The following is a 21,309-nucleotide window of genomic DNA, read 5'->3' as shown; positions in this document are numbered from 1 at the left end:
ATCATACAAAAACGTTATCAACACTATTTGATGATAACGTTTATTTTTTATTTAAATATTAACTGATTCACCAGGTTTTAATATTTGAACTTCTCCTGTATTAACAGCTTGTTTAAATTCTTCTGGATTTTGCTTTATTAAATCAAACGTATTGTAATGGATTGGAACAGTTATTTTTGGTTTAATAAATTCATTAATTGCATAACTTGCGTCATCAATACCCATAGTAAAATTATCACCAATAGGTACGAAGCAAATATCTATTGGATGTCTATCGGCAATTAACTTCATATCACTAAACAAACCAGTATCACCAGTGTGGTAAATTGTTTTGCCTTCTAATTCTAGAACTACGCCCATTGGCATACCTAGGTAAACTGGAATACCGTTATCATCAGTTAAGCTTGAACTGTGAAACGCTTGAACAAATTTTAATGATCCAAAATCAAAGTCTACTTTACCACCAATATTCATTGGACGTACATTATCATAATCTTTATTTGTAGTTAAATAATCTCCTAGTTCAGCTGAACCAATAACAGTTGCATTATTATTCTTTGCAATTTCAATCGTGTCTCCAAAATGATCACCATGACCATGCGTTAAAATCACATAATCTACTTCTAAATTATTTGGATCTAAATCAGATAATTCATTTCCACTGATAAATGGGTCTATAATACCCTTTTTACCGTTAGCCTCAAAATAAACAGTTGATTGTCCATGAAAAGATAATTTCATTTTGTTGTTCCTCCCATTTATAGTATTTACTTTATTTGTATACCACGTATGTATAGTTTATAACAAAATATTAATACATAACTGTCGAATGCACATATATAATTTACTAGAATTATTTACTTTTTAATAGCTTATTTTTGAATTACTTCACTATCTAACATAAAATTAACAAGAAGAGCAAAAATAGGAGGAACTTACATATGAAAATAGAACAAATCAATGATGAAATCAACAAACAACAAGCGGACGCTGCATGGATTACTACTCCATTAAATATTTTTTATTTCACTGGATATTTAAGTGAACCACATGAAAGATTATTTGCTTTATTAGTTACATCCAAAGGGGAACAAGTTTTGTTTTGCCCACAACTAGAAGTTGATGAAGTTAAAGCCTCTCCTTTTAATGGTACTGTAATTGGCTATTTAGACACTGAAAACCCATTCTCAAAATATAGTTTCTCAGCACAAAAATTATTAGTCGAAGCTGAACATTTAACATTGAAACGCCAACGTGAATTAATACAAGCGTTTGGTGTAGAAACATTTGGCGACATCGATTATACAATTAAAGCGCTACGTAACGTGAAATCAAATGATGAAATTGCTAAAATTCAAGAAGCGTGTAAACTCGCTGATAAATGTATCGAAATCGGGGTAAACTTTTTAGCTGTTGGAGTCACAGAACGTGAAGTCGTTAATCACATTGAAAATGAAATTAAAAAATATGGCGTTAACGAAATGAGCTTTGACACAATGGTACTATTCGGTGATCATGCTGCTTCGCCACACGGTACTCCAGGAGACCGTAAATTACAAAATAATGAGTTTGTCTTATTTGACTTAGGTGTTATCTACGAAAGCTATTGCAGCGATATGACACGTACTGTTAAATTCGGGACACCTAGCGAGGATGCACAAGAAATTTACGACATAGTGTTGAAAGCTGAAACTGAAGCAATTGCAGCCATTAAACCTGGAGTTAAGATTAAAGAGATTGATAACATTGCTAGAGGTATTATCAATGATGCAGGTTATGGCAATTACTTCCCGCATAGACTCGGTCATGGTTTAGGACTTGAAGAACATGAATATCAAGACGTATCAAGTACCAACGACAATGTTTTTGAAGCGGGTATGGTCGTAACTGTCGAGCCAGGCATATATGTACCAGGCGTAGCTGGAGTGCGTATAGAAGATGATATTCTTGTTACTAATGAAGGTGCAACTATTTTGACAGGGTATAAAAAATGATTAAAGAAGCTGTAGTAGAAACGATTCAAGAAGTCGAATATGCAATCGATAATGGAGCTAATAGATTAGAACTTTGTGCTAATTTAACTGTTGGTGGAACAACGCCTAGCTATGGTATGACTGCAATCGTTGCTGAAATGTGTGCAGCGAACAACGTAGAACTTGCCGTAATGATTAGACCACGAGGCGGAAATTTTATCTATGAACTTTACGATTTTGAAATTATGCAAAAAGATATTCAAACTTTTAAAAGCCTTAACATAGACTATTTCGTTTTTGGATGTCTAACGACTGATAATATTTTAAATGAATGGCAAATGAAAACTTTACATCGCTTAGCTTATCCAACAAAAGTTGTTTGCCACATGGCTTTTGACCAAATACACATCCATGGCCAAATAAAAGCATTACATCAGTTAATTGATATAGGTTTCAGTCGCTTATTAACACATGGCGGGCCATCTGATACTAATATATTCGATAATTTAAATCATCTAGGTAAACTTGTAGTGAACTCCGGTGGTAAGATAGAAATTATGCCTGGGGGTGGGTTAACGAAAGATAATTTATCTGAATTACTTTCTGCATTTCCCTTCCAAGAAGTTCATGGTACAAAAATTGTCTAATTGCATACATTACAATGGTAGCTCAATGAGCTACCATTTTTAGTTGCGCTCACACTTATAATTATAAGGCTAATAATTGATAAAAATTGACGGCAAAGCCTAGGCTTTGCCGTCAATGATAAAGCAATATCACTTTATTTATTATAAATTCAGTGACCACCATTAAAATCTATCACTTAAGTGCTTCTGAAATGGCAGCTGAAGAAATATTTAATGCTTCTCCAACACTACTATTTGTTAATTGTCCATTAATTGTATTTAAACCTAGCGATAAAGGCTCATTGTCTTGTAATGCTTGTAAGTAACCTTTATTAGCCAATTGTAATGCATATGGTAATGTCGCATTGTTAAGTGCAATAGTTGAAGTTCTTGGTACAGCACCTGGCATATTTGCTACAGCATAATGTACTACACCATGTTTTTTATAAGTTGGATCATCATGAGTAGAAATTCTATCCGTAGTTTCAAAAATACCGCCTTGGTCTATTGCTATATCAACGATAACCGCACCACTTCTCATTTGCTTGACTACTTCTTCCGAAACTAAGTTTGGAGCTTTTGCACCTGGGATAAGTACGGCACCGATAACTAGATCACTTTCTTTTACGGCTGTTTCAATATTTAATGGGTTAGACATAATCGTATGAACACGACCGCCAAATAAATCGTCTAACTGTTGTAAACGACGAGGATTCACATCTAATATTGTAACGTCAGCTCCTAATCCAAGCGCGATCTTGGCTGCATTAGTCCCAGCTTGGCCTCCACCAATAATTGTAACTTGGCCTTTAGATACACCAGGTACACCACCTAGTAAAATACCCATTCCGCCTTTATATTTTTGTAAAAACTCTGCCCCAATCTGAGTAGCCATACGTCCGGCAACTTCACTCATTGGTGTTAATAATGGTAAAGAACGATCAGGTAATTGTACCGTTTCATATGCAATACTAATTACTTTCTTTTCCATTAATGCTTCAGTTAATTTACGTTCATTTGCTAAATGTAGGTAAGTAAATAAGATAAGTCCTTCATTAAAGAATTTAAATTCTTCTTCAAGTGGCTCTTTTACTTTCATTACCATGTCAACACCCCATACTTCGTCCTGTGTCATGACTATTTTAGCGCCTGCTTGCTCATAGTCTACATCTTCAAAATATGAGCCTAGTCCTGCAGAAGTCTCTACAAAAACTTCATGTCCTTGTTCTACTAAAGCATGCACACCACTTGGTGATGAACTTACTCGATTTTCGTTATTTTTTATCTCTTTTGGGATACCTATATTCAATTTGCCCACCTCCATAAATATGGTAACGTGAAAGATTTGAAAGCGCAATCATTAAATTTAAAAATTTTGTTATTTAAATTGATTTAAAATTCTGACAATGTGGTATACTATAAATAAGAAAACGAAGGAGGTAATTGCGATGCTAACATATAAAAACATTTTAATCGCAGTTGATGGATCACTTGAAGCTGAATGGGCATTCAACAAAGCCGTTGATGTGGCTAAACGTAACGAAGCCCAATTGACTGTTGTTAACGTCATTGACTCAAGAACATATTCTTCATATGAAGTCTATGATGCACAGTTTACAGAGAAATCTAAGAACTTCTCTGAAGATCTACTTAATGGTTATAAAGAAGTAGCTACTAATTCAGGCGTTTCAGATGTTGTAACACGACTTGAATTTGGTTCGCCTAAAGCTATTATCCCCAAAAAATTAGCTACTGATGTTGGAGCGGATTTAATTATGTGTGGTACTTCAGGTTTAAATGCGGTAGAACGTTTTATCGTAGGTTCTGTGTCAGAAGCTATTGTTCGCCATTCACCATGTGATGTCTTAGTTGTTCGTACAGAAGAATTACCAGAAGATTTCCAACCTCAAGTTGCTACAGATGAATTTAGATCTCAATATCAAACTCATTAATAATTTTTTAAGAGTGTTTAGGATATATTTTCAAAATTAATAGCCCTTAAAAGATTTCATATCAGAAATCTTTTAAGGGCTATTTTAGTTAGAGATTTTAAGTTCTATACTCTAATTAATCTAAATCACCAAAAATTACAACATCTCGCGCAATCATTACTTCTTCATTTGTAGGGATAACTAATACTTTTACTGGTGAATGTGGGTAGCTGATAAATCCTTCTTCACCATGTATATTTTCGTTCTTTTTAGCTTCCCAATATACGCCCATAAATTCTAAACCTTCAAGAACTTTAGCACGTACAGGGTCAGAATTTTCCCCAACACCAGCAGTAAAGACAATTACATCTACGCCGTGCATACGCGTTGCGTAAGAACCAATGTATTTGTGAATTCTAGACGCGAATACGTCTAATGCAAGCTGTGCTCTTTCTTTCCCCTCTTTACTATCTTCAATAATATCTCTTAAGTCACTTGAACTACCAGAGATACCTAATAAGCCTGATTCTTTATTTAATGTATCTAATACCTCTTCAGCTGTTTTATGCGTTTTTTCCATTAGGAACGGTATTAAAGCTGGGTCAATATTCCCTGAACGCGTTCCCATTGTTACACCTGCTAATGGTGTGAACCCCATTGATGTATCAACTGATTCACCACCGTCAATAGCTGCGATTGAAGCTCCATTACCAATATGACAAGAGATGATTCTCAACTCTTCAATTGGTTTACCTAATATTTCAGCAGCACGTTGCGATACATATTTATGACTTGTACCATGGAAGCCATATTTACGAATACCATAATCTTCATAATATTGATATGGCAAACTATATAAGAATGACTTTTCAGGCATTGTTTGATGGAATGATGTATCGAATACAGCAACATGAGGAATCTCAGGTAATAATTTACGGAAAGCGCGTATACCCATTAAGTTTGCAGGATTGTGTAAAGGTGCTAATTCACTTAAACTTTCAATTTGTTTTTCTACTTCATCAGTAACATATACTGAGCTCGGGAAGATTTCTCCCCCGTGTACTACACGGTGACCAGTACCTTCGATATCATAAATACTTTCGATAATACCGTGTTTTTTAAAACTATCCAACATTATATTAACAGCATCTTCATGATTTTTGATGTCGGTTACATTTTTTATTTTTTCATCATTTACTTCGATAGTAAATATAGAATCATTTAAACCAATTCTTTCTATTAAACCTTTTGTTACGATTTTTTCTTCGGGCATTTCAATAAGTTGAAATTTCAAAGAAGAACTACCAGCGTTTATCGCCAAAATTAACTTTGACATGAGCATAATGCCTCCATTTTCAATTAAGTTATAATATCCATATTAATTTAACCATTAATACAGTTGAAATTCAAGAGTGTTACAGTTTATTTTTCAGGATGATTTGCTTTCATCCATTCAGTTAAATCAGCTAAAAAGCCTTGGAATTGTTGTGGATTTTTAAAATCAGGAATATTGGCTAACAAGACCTCAACCGGCTTTGTAACATTAGTCTCTTTCTTTTGTAGAATTAAAATAGATTTGCGTGCATTTTCATTTTTAAACAATGTAGCTGGTAAATTTAAAAAGGCTTGCATTTCTGATTCTGTAGCAATGAAATTTTGTAACTGTTTTACATTGTCACCTTCAAAGATATTACTAGGCACTACTAAAAATGCATAACCAGAAGGCTCTAAAGCAGATATGGCTTGTTCAATAAGTAAATAATGTGAATAACTGTGTCCCTCTTTAAACCCTAATTCCATTTCATGACTACGTTCATCAGCAGGATAATAACCGATTGGTAAGTCACCAATAACTGCATTCGCATCTTCAAAAGTAAGCGGCATTATCGCATCCTGTGGATATACATCAAAAGGAATTTCTAAAAAGTTTGCTAAATGAACGCTAACTCTAGATAATACGGGATCAACTTCGACTAAGTGATGCATCAAGTTAACATCAGTCATTACTTCATGTACAGAAGCACTTAGATGACCAGCGCCACTTGCTAAGTCAGCAATATGCAATGTTTCACTATCTGACATAAATTGTTTTACTAGAAATCCTAAAATTAACCCAATTGAATCTGGCGTAATCTGGTGATTTGCTTGAATTTCTTCATTTTGTAATAAGCTTAAATACGCAAATTGAAATGCTTTTCTTCTATCTTGAAAAGTTGCTTGTTCTAATAAATCTCTTTCATTTTTATAAACATCTTCCATTGCTAAACCTAGATTTTCAATGAAACTTTGTCCATTTTCTTCATTTAAGTTTTTAGCTTTGCTATCCAACGTTTGAAATAGTCTCTCCATAATTGTTTGTTCTTCGGCCATGATATATAGTCCTTTCTAAAAAAACTGCCCATAATTTTTGTCTTAAGATACTACGTTATCTTAGATTACCAAATAATTATGGACAGTATAGTTTGTAATGTCAATAAAACTGATTAATAACTAACTTAGTTAAGAAGTATAGTTAAATATTACGATATGCTTCTAACGCACTATCGAAATCTGGGAAGTCAGTACCTTCAGAAACGATTTCAGAATAAACTACTTTATTATTTTGGTCCAATACAAATACTGAACGCGCTAATAAACGCAATTCTTCCATAATAACACCGTAATTTTTACCAAATGATAAATCTTTATGGTCACTTAATGTCAATACATTATCTAAACCGTTAGCAGCACACCATCTCTTTTGAGCAAATGGTAAATCAACAGAAATAGTTAATACTACACCGTTTTCTTGAGCAGCTTCTTCATTAAATTTACGTGTTTGTTGATCACAAACACCAGTATCAATAGATGGAACTACACTTATTAATTTCTTTTGACCTTCATAATTAGCTAACGTTACTTCGTTTAGGCCGTTATCTAATACTGAAAAGTCTGGTGCCGTTTGTCCTACTTTAACTTGTTCACCAGCTAAAGTAATTGGTTCTTGCTTAAATGTAATTTGTGTCATGTAAGGTTCCTCCTTATTATCTAGCTTACGATAAAATTATAACTGTTTATTTAAAATAAATAAACAGTTACAACTTAAGATGACATAAAAATCATTTCAAATAAAATAATTTTTCAAATTTATTTCTAATGACAACAGTTCCAGCAAAGTAATCGTGGATACCTTTATGTTTTTTAGTGAAAATAGTTACTAAATATAATAAGTTGAAGATAATACCACACACAATTCGGCCAATCCATTCTCTAAATAAAATATCTGTCCATGTGAGTTGTTTTCGGTCTTCACGTTCAACACGTATGTTACAAATCATTTTACCTAATGTTTGTTTAAAATATTTCGTTAATAAGACGAAGTATAAATAAAAGACTACTGCATCGAGCATATGACCAACACTAAAATAATCTATCCATAATTTAATATTATCAATTTTAGTCAAGTAATATATTGGCTTTAAAATAATGCTATGAATTCCAAATATAATTAATAAATCGATAATAAAACTCCAAAAGCGAATACCAAAGCCTGCATATATTGAATTTATCATTTGTTCATGTATTAATTCATTAGACACAGGTTCATTGGTGGCAGATTGCGATGCAGCTGTTTCTTGGTTGTCGTTAACATTATATTGTGTAGACAATTTACCCACCTACCCTTCATATAAATACATTGGTTTAGCTTTAGTATCATTCGTAATTACTGATTTAATATCATTGATATCATTTTTGAATTGTTTCACACTTGATTGAGCATTGAAAAATGTAGAGAAAATGCCTTCACTCTCACTATATTCAAATACTTCCGCATTGTTAGCATGTATATCTTTTTTTAGTGATTTCAACGCTTCATTTTTATAGCCTATTTTATCAATCAAGCCATTTTTCTCCGCTTGTTGTGCACTGTAAACTCGCCCGTCGGCTAATTTTCTTACTTTTTTCTCAGACATGTGACGTCCATTTTTTACAATATTAACAAAACGATCAAAGCTATCATTTAACATTGATTGAAGTATATTCTTTTCATCACTTGTCATAGGCCTTGAACTACTTAATATATCTTTATGTGCGCCTGACTTAACAACATTTTCCTTGATTCCTAGTTTCTCTTGCAAACCTGAATAATCTACATTAGACATGATTACTCCAATTGAACCCACCATAGATTGAGGGCCCGCATAAATTTTATCTGCAGGTGCTGAAATATAATAACCACCAGAAGCAGCTAAACTTTCCATATATACGTAAACTTTTTTACCCTTTTTCTTTATCTGTTTAATTTTATTATAAATTTCATCACTTGGATAGGTACCACCACCTGGTGAATTAACAGTTAGCAAGACACCTTTAACCGAATTATCTTTTTTGACATTATCCAATTGCTTCATAAAAGCTTCATGATCGTAACCACTTCCCCCAAACAAACCACCGCCAGAACCTTCAGAAATTTCACCGTTTAGCGTTAAATGTGCAATTCTTTTAGATGAACTCCCTTGTTGTTCTGTTTTTTCTGTGAATGGGTCGACGTTACTAGAACTGCTATTTGAAATAAATGAACTCACTATAGCACTAATAGAACTTACAGTAATCCCACCTAATATCACAACAACAGCTAGAATGATGGCAATCACTCTTTTTTTAGACATTACTATACACCTCTAAATTAAATTTTGTTAGCTATTTACTCACATATACTTACTATATCAGACTATAGACTAAAAAAAAGGATAAAAAAAACTTATTAAAAAACAGTTTCTTCTCATATTAATAAGTTTTTTTCGATTCGAGTTCTTGGTTACTTATTTCCTATACTAATGTATATCTATTTGCATCAAACTCTACCTTTGAATCATCAAAAATCACCTCTATTCTCTGTAAGCGCTTATTCAAACATTATCTATGAATTTTAAAATTGATAAAGCGTCAGTTTTAACAGGTAATTTAAGTTTGGGTATGCGCAAGTTATTCTTAATGCAAGAGAACCAATAAAGAATGAATTTAATAATGATGATAAGGTACAGGAACGGCTTAAGACCGCAGGCTAAAGCAGTCACACAGGAAAACAAACTATGTAAAGAAATAATAAAATAAAATAGCCCCTAAGTGATTTCAAATTGGAAACCATTTAAGGGCTATTAATTCAGTTTTTTTCTTTCAAACTTATTTCATATGTAATTAAAATGTCTGACTTATATAATCATAAGCATTTTTCAAAATTAGTATTGCCGTTACAATAACAAATAATACTTTAACATATCCAACACCTTTGTTTATTGCAAACATTGCACCAACGTATGATCCGGCTATCATACTAAGTGCCATGATAATACCTATAAAGTAGTCAACATGTCCTAAACAAATAAACAACAATAAAGCACCTAAGTTAGAACCAAAATTTAAGACCTTCGCATTTCCAGCTGCACTTAAAAAATCAAAGCCGAACATAAGTAAAATAAATAGTAAAAAGGACCCCGTACCACCACCTAAGAAACCATCATAAAATCCAATAATACTAATTAAAGAAGTAAAAAGAATTGCTTTTGCTGCTGTTAATTTATTAAATGTACGTATGCTACCCCAATCTTTACGTATCAAAGTATATATAAGTACAGCAGTAAGTATTATAATTACGATTGGTTTTAATAAATCTGCAGGTAAAAAAGTTGCGAGACTGGAGCCGATTATTGAAAAAATAAACACAAATGGCAATAACTTCCCAACTAAAGATAAATCTACTTTTCTTGACCTAATAAACCTCATTGCGCTAGTCATTGTACCAAAAACACTAGCTAGTTTGTTGGTACCTAGTGCGATTGAAGGTGGTAAGCCAATCGCTAATAAAGTTGGGATTGAAATTAATCCACCGCCACCTACGACTGCATCAATAAATGCCGCTAAAAATCCTAACGCTATTACAATTAATATAATTGATAAATCCCAATCCATAGTTGTATCCCCTTTATCTATAATCTATTTGTAATATGGTTAAAATAAATCTTCTATTATTGCGTTAGTCTCAGCTTCTTTTTCGCTTTTATAATCTTTAGTTATAATTATGGTCTCAATATTTTCTACTGCTCGGTTTATCATATCTTCAAAATCATAGACACTTTCATATTTTAAGACTTTAGCAAAATCTGGCTCTGTCACAGGATTTTTAGGTGTGAAAATAGTACAGCAATCTTCATAAGGTTGAATTGAGACATCAAACGTGCCATAAAGCTTAGCCTTTTTCACTATTTCTTCCTTATCTAATGTTAATAAAGGTCGTAATATAGGTGTTGAAGTTACATTATTTATAGCATACATACTTTTAAGTGTTTGACTTGCCACTTGACCTAAATTTTCACCATTAACAATCGCATGACCGCCAATTTTATGGACTAATTTATCAGCTACTTGCATCATCATACGACGTGTAGACGTCATAGTATAACGTTCATGAACGACTTTATTAATTTGTTTTTGCAACTCAGTAAATGGCACGATGTGTAATTTTATCGGTCCCACATGTTGAGCTAATATACGTGTTAGCTCAATTACTTTATCTTTTGCTTTTTCACTAGTAAAAGGCGGACTATGGAAATGAATTGCTTCTATAGTAACACCACGACGCATAACTTCCATACCAGCCACAGGCGAGTCAATTCCACCAGATAGCATTAATAGTGTTTTACCACTAGTACCAACAGGTAGTCCTCCAACACCTTCAATAGTTTGATCATAGATATAAATTGCATCTATTCTAACTTCAACTTTAATCTCATGATCTGGTTGCTTCACATTAACACTAATATGGTCATTCTCTTTTAACACAGCACCGCCGACTTGGCGTTGTAAATCATAAGTGTCATAAGGGAAATTTTTATCAGCGCGTTTTACATCAATTTTAAATGTGTCACCATTATTATAATTACTAGCAAACTCATTTGCTTGTTGTTCTACCGCTTCGACTGACTTTTCTACTTTCATAACCGGACTGATTGAATAAATGCCAAATATTTTTGACAAACGTTCAATGATTTCATCAATTTCAGCTTGCTCTTCTAGTTCTATATACATTCTATCTCTATTGGCTTTAATTTTTATTCCATCTAATGAACGTAACGCGTTTTGTACGTTTGTGCGCAATTGATTAACGAACATTTTACGATTACCGCCTTTAAGCGTTAACTCACCATATCTAACTAATAAATGGTCATAAGTCATTTTAACAACTCCTTAACTTCTTCATATACTTTCATAAATATTTCTTTAAATGTAGCAATATCATTGGATGTTGTATTTACACCTAATGACAGTCTTATGCTTCCTTCAATATTACTCTTAGGAATATTCATACCTAAAAGTACTTCGTTTAGTTCGGCTTTTTTCGACGCACATGCGCTTGTAGTTGATAACATGACATCAAATTTTGAAAATGCATTTACCAACACTTCACCTTTAACGCCTGAAAAAGCAATATTTAATATGTGAGGGGCAGCATCATCAGGTGAGTTGATATAAACACCTTTATATTCATCTACAAATTTTCTTAAATCACTATTAAATGAACGCAATTTCTGGTGCAATTGTGGTTGGTTTTGTACAGCATATTTAATTGCTTTCACTATACTTATATTAATAGGTAAATTAATCGTACCGCTTCTTATACCTAATTCTTGTCCCCCGCCTTGCATAATGGGCTCAATTTGATGTACGTTTTTGACTAATAACACACCTTGACCTTTCAAACCATTAAATTTGTGTCCGCTCATGCTCATACTATGAACACCTTTAAGGCATAAAGGAATCTTGCCAATAGCTTGAACAGCGTCTACATGAAAGTGCGCTTTAGGGTATTCATTAACGATACGTCCTATTTCAGCTATGGGTTGTACTTGTCCCATAATATTATTAACGTGCATACATGTCACTAGCCCTACTTTATCAGACATTAAACTTTTGAGTTGCTCTAAATCTATCCTGCCGTCTGATTGAATACCAACATACTTAATTACAAACCCTTGATTTCCTAATTCACGCACAACTTCTAAAACTGATGGATGTTCTAGCACAGAAGTAATGATTTCAGGAGCGAACATTTTTTTCTTTTTAGCAATACCTTGAAGTGCAATATTATTAGATTCAGTAGCACCACTCGTAAATACAATGTCATAATTATTATTTAACGATAACAGCGTGTTAATTTGATACTTAGCCTGTATTAAAAGTTGCTCTGCTTGTACGCCTGCTTTATGGGGACTACTAGGGTTAAAATATAATGTTTGATTCACCTTTAAAAAAGTATCCAAAACGTCTTGATTTGGTTTAGTCGTAGCAGCATTATCGAGGTAAATCATTTTGTTCACTCCCTTGAAAGTTATTATTACTTATTTATTTTAACTAATTGTTTTACATTTGTTATCACTTGCCGGGCATTCGTAAAATTAGAATTTAGCTTACCATATAAAAAGTCTACTCAAGCATTATACTATTTTTTGGAAAAATTAAAAGACACGAAATCGAAGTTTTCGATTCGTGTCTTTTATATAAAAATTTTATTTATTAAGCATTTTCTTTAGCAACCTGATCTTCAATTTGTTTAGCAATTCCAGGTTCAACATTTTCTAGCGCTTGTTCTGCAATTTCGATAGAACGTTTGTAACGATTGTTTTTAAATAAACGTTCCGCTTCATTTAAGCTTTTATCTACGCTAGCGTTATCTTTTCTATAGCGGTTACCATATTGAATCAATTTTTCAGCATGAACAGCATTCACTAGCACATCATTAGCTTCATCTTCAAATTTATTCATCTGTAATACCACTTTAGAGACTTTATCTTTTAAATGTTTCACATGAATTGGACGCACGCTGAACTTTTTATTAACTTCACGTACTTCATTGTCTATTTCGTTTTTCATTATAATAAAGCGTTCCGGTACGCTTGGTAAGTTAGAAGCTAGTAAACGTCGATAAACTTCTTCTTTTTTACCTTGTACACGTAAAATATTATCTTCTGCCTCAGCTTCGTCTTCACGCAATTGAATCAGATGATTTTGTAATTTCTCCTGCTTTTCATTAATAACATCAACGTGCTTTTCAATATATTTTAAATTATCTTCTACTTCGCTATAACGCACGGCAGATTTAGAAGTTTCACGTAAAATATCGTCATAAACCGCAATTAAATTTTGAATTTCATTTTCAAATTGTCTTACGTTTTGTACGTCTGTTTCATTAATGTAATAATTTTCTCTTACATATTCAATTTCAGTTTGTAATGTATAGTTCATATCTTTCGCTTTAAATAAATTATCGGTAATAATTTCTTTTGTTTCCTCGACGTTGTTTTTAGATTTAACTTCGTGTTCGATCAAATCATACATTTCATCTAAACGATCGTTTATATTTACTAACTTATCATTAGCTTCTTCAAGTTGCAATTTGCTAATTAGTGGTTCAACGAAACTTAGTTCTGTTTTAAGCGTTTGCAATGTGCTATCAATTTTGACATGGTCTAAATCATAACCTTCAACTTTTAAATCTCGACAACCATATTTCAAATCTTGGAATTGTCCAGGCAATTCTTTTTGCGCTTCTCTTATTAAATCAGGAATTTCGGCCATGTCCTTTTTAAGGTAATTCATATCTTCATTTAATGTTTTGATATGTTCATGAGCTTGTTTGTAATTACCTTCTTCTTTTAATGACTCATATGTTTTAATTTCAGGCTCGAAAGATTCGATTTCACTTTCTAATGGACCCGCAGCTTCACCAAATTGGTGACGATTAGCAAGTACATCTCTTTTCATTTCGCGAGAATCGTTTTTACATTCGTCATATAGTTTATGGCTATATTTATGCAATTCGACTATTTCGTCAACTTGCCCATCTGTTGTTTTGTATTGTTCCTCATACTGATCCATTAATTCATGTGATTCATCTACTTCATTTTGAGCTTGAGAAAATTTAAATTTCTCTAGCATACCTTCCGCATTATGAAGTTTTTCATCAACTGGTGCTAAATATTGTTCATGGCTGTCGTTCGCTTGTTTTTTTAGTTTATCGTATGTATCTTTTGTTTCGCCAGCGAATTTTAATTCTGTTAATTTAGACAAGCTTTCTTCATAAGGTAGCTGTTCGACCTTTAGTCTTCTTTCTTCAGCTTGTTCAACAACGCGACTCTTATTTGAGCGCATATAAAACAATATACCAACTATAATCAGTATAATGACAATAATTGCTAAAATAATATATAGTACCATATATTTTCTCCTCCTATTTTATCATTTTCAATTATAACGTAAGTTACCCATTCATTAAAATAGAAAATAGATGAAATCTACAGAATATTTTATATTTGTTACAAATGCTTCAGCTTACTTTACAATTTAAGGCTAACTTCTTGAATCATTTAACTATATACTATACCATTTGAAACGATATTCAACACTATAAGTAAAGCGAGGTCTCCTTTTATGACTGAAATAAAAACAACCAACTATAGTATGTTACACAAACAACTTAAAGCCTTAATTGAAGATGAATCAAATCTCATAGCTATATTAAGTAATACTTCAGCTTTATTAAATGATAATCTAGACCAGATTAATTGGGTAGGATTTTATTTACTTGAAAATAATGAGCTTGTTCTTGGTCCTTTTCAAGGGCATCCCGCATGCGTCCATATAGCAATAGGTAGCGGAGTTTGTGGCGCTGCAGTTGAACAAGATCAAACTCAAGTCGTTGCAGACGTAAATGCTTTTCCTGGCCATATAGCTTGTGATGCAAATAGTAAATCAGAAATTGTAATCCCTATTCATGACAATAAGAATGAAATTATTGGTGTGTTAGATATTGATGCACCGATTCAAAGTCGTTTCGATGACAATGATCAACAACAATTAGAACAAATCGTTAATATTATTGAACATCAATTAAAATAAGAAATAACTTACGAATCATTATTTTATATTGACACTTTGTGACAAACTGGTACAATATACTTTGTGTGAAATAACGAAACTAGCAGTTGTATATTATTTGGCTCTATGTTGTTCCCGATGTGGACGTATCATGTAACCATAGCTATGAGGTGAAGATACATAAAACAATATATCTAAATAAGCATGCAACACTCTTTTTTGTTCTTTCATAACTACAAAAAAGAAGGAGGAGTCTTATTATGGCTCGATTTAGAGGTTCAAATTGGAAAAAATCTCGTCGCTTAGGTATCTCTTTAAGTGGCACAGGTAAAGAATTAGAAAAACGTCCTTACGCTCCAGGACAACACGGTCCTAACCAACGTAAGAAATTATCAGAATATGGTTTACAATTACGTGAAAAACAAAAATTACGTTACTTATATGGAATTACTGAAAGACAATTCCGTAACACTTTTGATACTGCTGCAAAGCAACACGGCGTACATGGTGAAAACTTCATGCAATTACTTGCTTCTCGTTTAGATGCAGTTGTTTATTCATTAGGTTTAGCTCGTACTCGTCGTCAAGCACGTCAATTGGTTGGACATGGTCACATTGAAGTAGATGGTAAACATGTTGATATCCCATCATACACTTTAAAACCAGGTCAAACAATTACTGTCCGTGAAAAATCACAAAACTTAAACATCATTGCTGAATCAGTAGAAATCAATAACTTCGTACCAGATTACTTAGAATTTGATGCTGACAATTTACAAGGTAAATATATCCGCGTTCCTGAACGTAGTGAATTACCTGCTGAAATCAATGAACAACTTATCGTTGAGTACTACTCAAGATAATGAGTTAAACTTTAAAGCCAAGAAAATCTTAAAGAAGATTTTCTTGGCTTTTTACATATCGACATAAATTGATTATGCTAGTTATAAAGGAGTGTAATTAAATGATTATTAGAGCATTAGAAGAAACAGATTTACAATTCGTCCATCACTTAAATAATGAATACTCAATAATGTCCTATTGGTTTGAAGAACCCTATCAATCTTTAAGTGAACTACAAACATTATATAAAAAACATATTTTAGATGAATCTGAGAGACGCTTTATCATTGAAGAAAATAATATTCGTTTTGGTGTTGTTGAACTTGTAGAGATTAATTTTGTACATCGTAATTGTGAAATTCAAATTATTATTGATCCACAATATAGCGGTAAAGGCCATGCAAAAAGTGCATTTAAAATGGCTATTGATTATGCTTTCCTTGTTTTAAATTTACACAAAATTTACTTATTCGTTGATGTAAATAATAGTAAAGCAGTACATATCTATGAAAGTAATAATTTTAAAATTGAAGGCACATTAAAAGAGCACTTTTATACGAGAGGGTCTTATAGTGATTGCCATGTGATGGGTTTATTAAAAAAGAATTGGCAAGAATCGGATAATGACTTATCACATATTAAATAAACACACTTTAATATTTACTTATTTGCACCAAATACAACGCTGCCTCGTTTAAGATCAGTAAATGTATTTGGCGCATCTGTTATTAAGCCATCAATATTTGTTTCAATCAGCCTAGTATACGTAGTTAAATCATTAACAGTATAGGGCATTACTATTAAATTGTGCCGATGTGCTTTTGAAACAAATCTTGCTGATACGAGTTTATAGTTCGGATTTATAAAGTGTGCAAAAGTCGCTATTTTTTTGAAATTAGGCAAGCGATACCAATATTTTTTGGCACTTATTAGAACACCAAGTTTATAACCTAAATCAGCTTTTTTTATTTTTTTTATACTGTCCATGTTAAACGACTGTATCACGATATTTTCGGCTTCCACTTGAGACTCTGCTAATTGTTGTAATAATAATTTTTCAATTCCAGGATATTGTTCGGGCTTTTTGATTTCAATTAATAACTTTTTATTATATTTATTCACGAGCTTTAAAACTTCCCGCAGTTCCATAATATTTTGGCCTTTAAATTCCCCTCCTTTCCAACTGCCATAATCTAAATTATACAATTGTTGCAAAGTATAATTTTTCACCTTACCTACTCCATTAGATGTACGATCAACCGTTTCGTCATGTATAACTACAAGTTTATTATCTTGTGTTTTATGTATATCAGTTTCTAAAAAATCAATACTTAATGCTAAAGCAGCTTCAAAAGCAATCAACGTGTTTTCAGGAAATTCGGCTGATAATCCTCTATGTGCTACAACTTTAAAATTACCATTCGTCATTTTTTCAGGCCTCTCTTCTTTCATTCTCACAGTGTATACTCTAAAATAAGATAACATATCTTTTTAAAGAGGAGCTATTATTATGGTTAAGCATGATTTCAAAGTAACTACACAATGGCAAGGTGGGCGCGAAGCAATTGGTAACGTTAAAGGTGACGTTATAAGCGAACAAATTTCGATACCTGCTGAATTAGGCGGCAATGGTCAAGGTACAAACCCAGATGAATTGTTAGTCAGTGCTGCTTCATCTTGTTATATTATTTCTCTAGCAGCAGTATTAGAGCGCTCAGGATTTGAAAACATTAATATTACACAACAATCAATAGGAAGAGCTATTTTCGAAAACAGTAAGTTTAAAATGGAATCTATTAATCATTATCCCCAAATAAATGTTACCGATCCTGAACAATTAAAAAGTAAATTACCAAAATTATTAAAAATTGCAGATAGTAATTGCATGATTTCCAATTCTATTCGTGGCAATGTAGAAATAAATATCCAACCAACTATACTTAAAAATTAAAAATATTTTATAAATTCATTTAATTTAAAAAAGACCTATTTCATAATAATGTAAACACTTTCAAAACCGAAATTAATTACTTTATTTGCATTTAATATTCGATTTTCACTTTTATATTGTCAGAAAATTTGCTAAACTAAGAAAATCTTGAGTATCGGGGGGAAATGTAATGAAGTATTATCATCCTTTATTGTTAACACCAGGTCCAACACCTGTACCTGACGAAATTTTACATGCTACACAACAACCAATGGTTGGCCATCGTTCGAGCGATTTTGAAGATATTGCAAAAGAGGCATTTCAAGCTATTAAGCCTGTGTTTGGTACAGAAAATGAAGTCATAATTTTAACTTCTAGTGGCACAAGTGCCTTAGAAGCTAGTATGTTAAATATTGCAAACACTGACGATCACATAGTAATTATCGTTTCTGGTGCATTTGGTAATCGTTTTAAACAAATTGCAGAAACTTATTATAACAATGTACATATTTTTGAAGTTGAATGGGGTAAAGCAGTCAATGTACCAGATTTTATCGATTATTTAAAATCAATCAATGGCAACATTACAGCAGTTTACTGTCAATATTGTGAAACTTCGACTGCCGTCGTTCACCCAGTTGGCGAACTCGGTTCAGCGTTAAAACAATTTAATGACGAAATTTATTTTGTTGTTGATGGCGTAAGTTGTATTGGTGCCGTTGATGCAAATATGCAGCGAGACAAAATTGATGTCTTAATTTCTGGTAGCCAAAAAGCTATTATGTTGCCACCTGGATTAGCGTTTGTAGCATATAATCAACGCGCAAAAGAAAGATTCAGCACTGTATCTACACCTAGATTTTACTTAGATTTAAATAAATACTTGAAATCAGTTGCTGAAAATTCCACACCGTTCACACCTAATGTAGCATTGTTTAGAGGTGTAAATGCTTACGCTAAATTAGTTAATGAAGAAGGATTTGACAACGTTATTAAACGCCATTATGCGATTAGAGATGGTTTAAGAAAAGCTTTAGAAGCATTAAATTTAAACTTATTAGTTGAAGAACAATACGCTTCACCTACTGTTACAGCCTTTGTACCAAAAGACAAAGAAGAATTAGATTTTATTAAAAATCAATTAAAACAACGTTTTAGCATTACTATCGCCGGTGGTCAAGGCCATTTAAAAGGCCAAATTTTACGCATTGGACATATGGGACAAATTTCGCCATTTGATATTTTACAAGTCGTCTCAGCTTTAGAAATTATCCTGACTGAACATCGTGGTGAATCATTCGTTGGTAAAGCAATTAGTCAATATATGGAGGTAGTAAAAGCATATGTATAAAATTTTAGTTTCAGACCCAATTTCTGCAGAAGGTTTATCAAGTCTTTATGAACATTCAAACTTCGAAGTGACTAACAATACCGATTTATCAGAATCTCAATTAATAGATGAAATAGCCAACTACGAAGGTCTTATCGTACGTAGCCAAACACAAGTTACTGAAGATATCATTAAAGCTGCTACAAAATTAAAAGTAATTGCGCGTGCTGGCGTTGGCGTAGACAATATCGACGTCGATGCAGCAACTAAAAATGGTATTATCGTGATTAATGCCCCTGACGGCAATACTATTTCTGCTACGGAACATTCGATGGCAATGATTTTATCAATGGCAAGAAATATCCCTCAAGCTCACAAATCATTACAAGAAGGAAGATGGGACCGTAAAACATATAGAGGAACAGAATTATATAATAAAACGCTTGGTGTAATAGGTGCAGGCCGAATTGGTTTAGGTGTTGCCAAGAGAGCTCAAAGTTTTGGAATGAAAATTTTAGCTTTTGATCCTTATTTGTCTGAAGATAAAGCCAAAGAACTGGAAGTCACACGTGCCACTGTTGATGAAATTGCTGAACAAGCTGATTTCGTTACGGTACATACTCCACTGACACCTAAGACTAAAGGTATCGTTGGTGCTGAGTTCTTTAGCAAAGCTAAACCAAACCTACAAATCATTAATGTTGCTAGAGGTGGTATTATAGACGAAGAAGCCTTATTAGATGCTTTGAATCACGGTAAAATTCAGAGTGCGGCTATTGATGTATTTGAAACAGAACCTGCAACTGAGTCCCCTCTTGCCAATCATGAGAAAGTCATTGTGACACCTCATTTGGGTGCCTCAACAGTGGAAGCGCAAGAAAAAGTAGCGATTTCAGTATCGAATGAAATCATCGATATTTTTGAGAATGGCAATGTCTTACATGCAGTTAATGCACCTAAGATGAGTTTCGATGATGCTAACGATGAACTTAAACCTTATATTGAATTAAGTAAATTAGCAGGTGAAGTGGGTATTCAATTACTACAAAAAGCTCCACGAGAATTACACATTAAATACGAAGGTGATTTGGCAATTGACGACACTAGTTTAATCACACGTACTTTAGTCAGTGCAGTATTAAGTCAAGACTTAGCTGAGCGAGTGAATTTAATTAATGCACTCGTTTTGTTAAACGAACAAGGTGTTTCATATAATATTGAAAAAAATGCTAAGAATGGCGGTTTTAGTAATTACATCGAATTAACTTTAATCAATAAAGACACACAAATTAAAATTGGCGCCACTGTGTTAAAAGGCTATGGACCTAGAATTGTTAGAATCAATGATTACCCTGTTGATTTCAAACCTGAAAAAAATCAAATAGTTGTTAATCACACAGATAGACCTGGTATCGTTGGTAGAACTGGTCAAATTCTTGGAGAATTTAATATCAATATTGCTTCTATGCATTTAGGACGTACGAATCAAGGCGGTAATGCGTTAATGATTTTATCGGTTGATCATCCGGTAACCGAAGAAATTATAGAAGCTTTATATACCATCGATGGCTTCCATTTAATTAGAAGCGTTCAATTAGATGTACCATCTCAAAAAGAATATGCTATTTAAATTTCGAGCATACAGTATTTATTTACTGTATGCTTTTTCTTATCAAAATGATTTGTAGTTAATTTAGTTACAATATTAAAGATGAACATCACAGACTTAATGCATCTCATAGAAAGCGAGCCCTACTATAGATTA

The 21,309-nt window shown here is 32.9% G+C and carries 21 protein-coding genes; 9 read left to right on the top strand and 12 right to left on the bottom strand.

All coding sequences use genetic code 11. The features are described 5' to 3' along the window. Window positions 1–51: 51 nt before the first annotated feature. Window positions 52–741 carry a metal-dependent hydrolase gene (locus ISP02_RS05385; RefSeq protein WP_195720564.1) on the bottom strand — a complete coding sequence of 230 codons (690 nt, stop codon included), beginning with the start codon at window positions 739–741 and terminating at the stop codon, window positions 52–54. Window positions 742–941: 200 nt separating this feature from the next. Between ISP02_RS05385 and ISP02_RS05380 the strand changes: the two genes are divergently transcribed. Both ISP02_RS05380 and ISP02_RS05375 read left to right on the top strand, forming a co-directional pair. Beyond that, the gene (locus tag ISP02_RS05380; RefSeq protein WP_195720563.1) at window positions 942–1,994 is read left to right on the top strand and encodes a M24 family metallopeptidase; all 1,053 of its coding nucleotides are present in this window, start codon (window positions 942–944) and stop codon (window positions 1,992–1,994) included. Next, the gene (locus ISP02_RS05375) at window positions 1,991–2,620 is read left to right on the top strand and encodes a copper homeostasis protein CutC (RefSeq protein WP_195720562.1); all 630 of its coding nucleotides are present in this window, start codon (window positions 1,991–1,993) and stop codon (window positions 2,618–2,620) included. Before ISP02_RS05380 ends, ISP02_RS05375 begins: the two co-directional genes overlap by 4 nt. A gap of 172 nt (window positions 2,621–2,792) precedes the next feature. Here ISP02_RS05375 and ald read toward each other — a convergent pair whose 3' ends face one another. After that, window positions 2,793–3,908 (bottom strand): alanine dehydrogenase, encoded by a 1,116-nt coding sequence (ald, locus tag ISP02_RS05370; protein WP_195720561.1) that lies wholly within the window; start codon window positions 3,906–3,908, stop codon window positions 2,793–2,795. Between the two features lie 139 nt (window positions 3,909–4,047). Between ald and ISP02_RS05365 the strand changes: the two genes are divergently transcribed. Beyond that, window positions 4,048–4,551: a universal stress protein gene (locus tag ISP02_RS05365; protein ID WP_195720560.1), complete on the top strand. Its 504-nt coding sequence runs from the start codon at window positions 4,048–4,050 to the stop codon at window positions 4,549–4,551. Between the two features lie 115 nt (window positions 4,552–4,666). On the opposite strand, the gene ISP02_RS05360 is transcribed toward ISP02_RS05365, so the two are convergent. The 9 genes from ISP02_RS05360 to ezrA all read right to left on the bottom strand — a co-directional run bounded on the left by ISP02_RS05360 (window position 4,667) and on the right by ezrA (window position 14,781). After that, entirely contained in the window at window positions 4,667–5,866 is a 1,200-nt protein-coding gene (locus tag ISP02_RS05360; RefSeq protein ID WP_195720559.1) for an acetate kinase, read from the bottom strand. 86 nt (window positions 5,867–5,952) lie between these two features. Next, window positions 5,953–6,900 (bottom strand): class I SAM-dependent methyltransferase, encoded by a 948-nt coding sequence (locus tag ISP02_RS05355; protein WP_195720558.1) that lies wholly within the window; start codon window positions 6,898–6,900, stop codon window positions 5,953–5,955. 142 nt (window positions 6,901–7,042) lie between these two features. Then, window positions 7,043–7,537, bottom strand: coding sequence for a thiol peroxidase (gene tpx, locus ISP02_RS05350; RefSeq protein WP_195720557.1), 495 nt, complete (start codon window positions 7,535–7,537; stop codon window positions 7,043–7,045). 91 nt (window positions 7,538–7,628) lie between these two features. Continuing rightward, window positions 7,629–8,177 carry an RDD family protein gene (locus ISP02_RS05345; protein WP_235980495.1) on the bottom strand — a complete coding sequence of 183 codons (549 nt, stop codon included), beginning with the start codon at window positions 8,175–8,177 and terminating at the stop codon, window positions 7,629–7,631. 9 nt (window positions 8,178–8,186) lie between these two features. After that, a complete protein-coding gene (gene sppA / locus ISP02_RS05340) occupies window positions 8,187–9,179 on the bottom strand; it encodes a signal peptide peptidase SppA (RefSeq protein WP_195720556.1) in 993 nt (330 codons plus the stop codon). A gap of 529 nt (window positions 9,180–9,708) precedes the next feature. Further along, window positions 9,709–10,479 carry a TSUP family transporter gene (locus ISP02_RS05335; RefSeq protein ID WP_195720555.1) on the bottom strand — a complete coding sequence of 257 codons (771 nt, stop codon included), beginning with the start codon at window positions 10,477–10,479 and terminating at the stop codon, window positions 9,709–9,711. A 39-nt stretch (window positions 10,480–10,518) separates the two neighbouring features. Then, window positions 10,519–11,742, bottom strand: coding sequence for a tRNA uracil 4-sulfurtransferase ThiI (gene thiI / locus ISP02_RS05330; protein WP_195720554.1), 1,224 nt, complete (start codon window positions 11,740–11,742; stop codon window positions 10,519–10,521). After that, on the bottom strand, window positions 11,739–12,875 hold the full coding sequence (locus tag ISP02_RS05325) for a cysteine desulfurase family protein (protein WP_195720553.1): 1,137 nt from the start codon (window positions 12,873–12,875) through the stop codon (window positions 11,739–11,741). Before ISP02_RS05325 ends, thiI begins: the two co-directional genes overlap by 4 nt. A gap of 205 nt (window positions 12,876–13,080) precedes the next feature. Then, on the bottom strand, window positions 13,081–14,781 hold the full coding sequence (gene ezrA, locus ISP02_RS05320; RefSeq protein WP_195720552.1) for a septation ring formation regulator EzrA: 1,701 nt from the start codon (window positions 14,779–14,781) through the stop codon (window positions 13,081–13,083). 213 nt (window positions 14,782–14,994) lie between these two features. On the opposite strand from ezrA, the gene ISP02_RS05315 reads away from it, so the two are divergent. The 3 genes from ISP02_RS05315 (at window position 14,995) to ISP02_RS05305 (ending at window position 16,930) form a co-directional block, all read left to right on the top strand. Next, complete coding sequence (locus ISP02_RS05315) at window positions 14,995–15,462, top strand: GAF domain-containing protein (protein WP_195720551.1); 468 nt, start codon at window positions 14,995–14,997, stop codon at window positions 15,460–15,462. 239 nt (window positions 15,463–15,701) lie between these two features. Then, complete coding sequence (gene rpsD / locus ISP02_RS05310) at window positions 15,702–16,304, top strand: 30S ribosomal protein S4 (protein ID WP_195720550.1); 603 nt, start codon at window positions 15,702–15,704, stop codon at window positions 16,302–16,304. A 101-nt stretch (window positions 16,305–16,405) separates the two neighbouring features. Then, entirely contained in the window at window positions 16,406–16,930 is a 525-nt protein-coding gene (locus ISP02_RS05305) for a GNAT family N-acetyltransferase (protein WP_195720549.1), read from the top strand. A gap of 14 nt (window positions 16,931–16,944) precedes the next feature. Here the strand turns inward: ISP02_RS05305 and ISP02_RS05300 are convergent, their stop codons facing one another. Then, entirely contained in the window at window positions 16,945–17,736 is a 792-nt protein-coding gene (locus ISP02_RS05300) for a glycerophosphodiester phosphodiesterase (protein ID WP_195721833.1), read from the bottom strand. Window positions 17,737–17,794: 58 nt separating this feature from the next. On the opposite strand from ISP02_RS05300, the gene ISP02_RS05295 reads away from it, so the two are divergent. The 3 genes from ISP02_RS05295 (at window position 17,795) to serA (ending at window position 21,174) form a co-directional block, all read left to right on the top strand. Beyond that, complete coding sequence (locus ISP02_RS05295; protein WP_195720548.1) at window positions 17,795–18,235, top strand: SACOL1771 family peroxiredoxin; 441 nt, start codon at window positions 17,795–17,797, stop codon at window positions 18,233–18,235. A 169-nt stretch (window positions 18,236–18,404) separates the two neighbouring features. After that, window positions 18,405–19,565: a pyridoxal-phosphate-dependent aminotransferase family protein gene (locus ISP02_RS05290; RefSeq protein WP_195720547.1), complete on the top strand. Its 1,161-nt coding sequence runs from the start codon at window positions 18,405–18,407 to the stop codon at window positions 19,563–19,565. Further along, complete coding sequence (serA, locus tag ISP02_RS05285; protein ID WP_195720546.1) at window positions 19,558–21,174, top strand: phosphoglycerate dehydrogenase; 1,617 nt, start codon at window positions 19,558–19,560, stop codon at window positions 21,172–21,174. Before ISP02_RS05290 ends, serA begins: the two co-directional genes overlap by 8 nt. Window positions 21,175–21,309: the final 135 nt, after the last annotated feature.

Source organism: Staphylococcus durrellii (assembly GCF_015594545.1).
Classification (GTDB): domain Bacteria; phylum Bacillota; class Bacilli; order Staphylococcales; family Staphylococcaceae; genus Staphylococcus; species Staphylococcus durrellii.
This window is presented reverse-complemented; position numbering and strand designations above follow the sequence as displayed.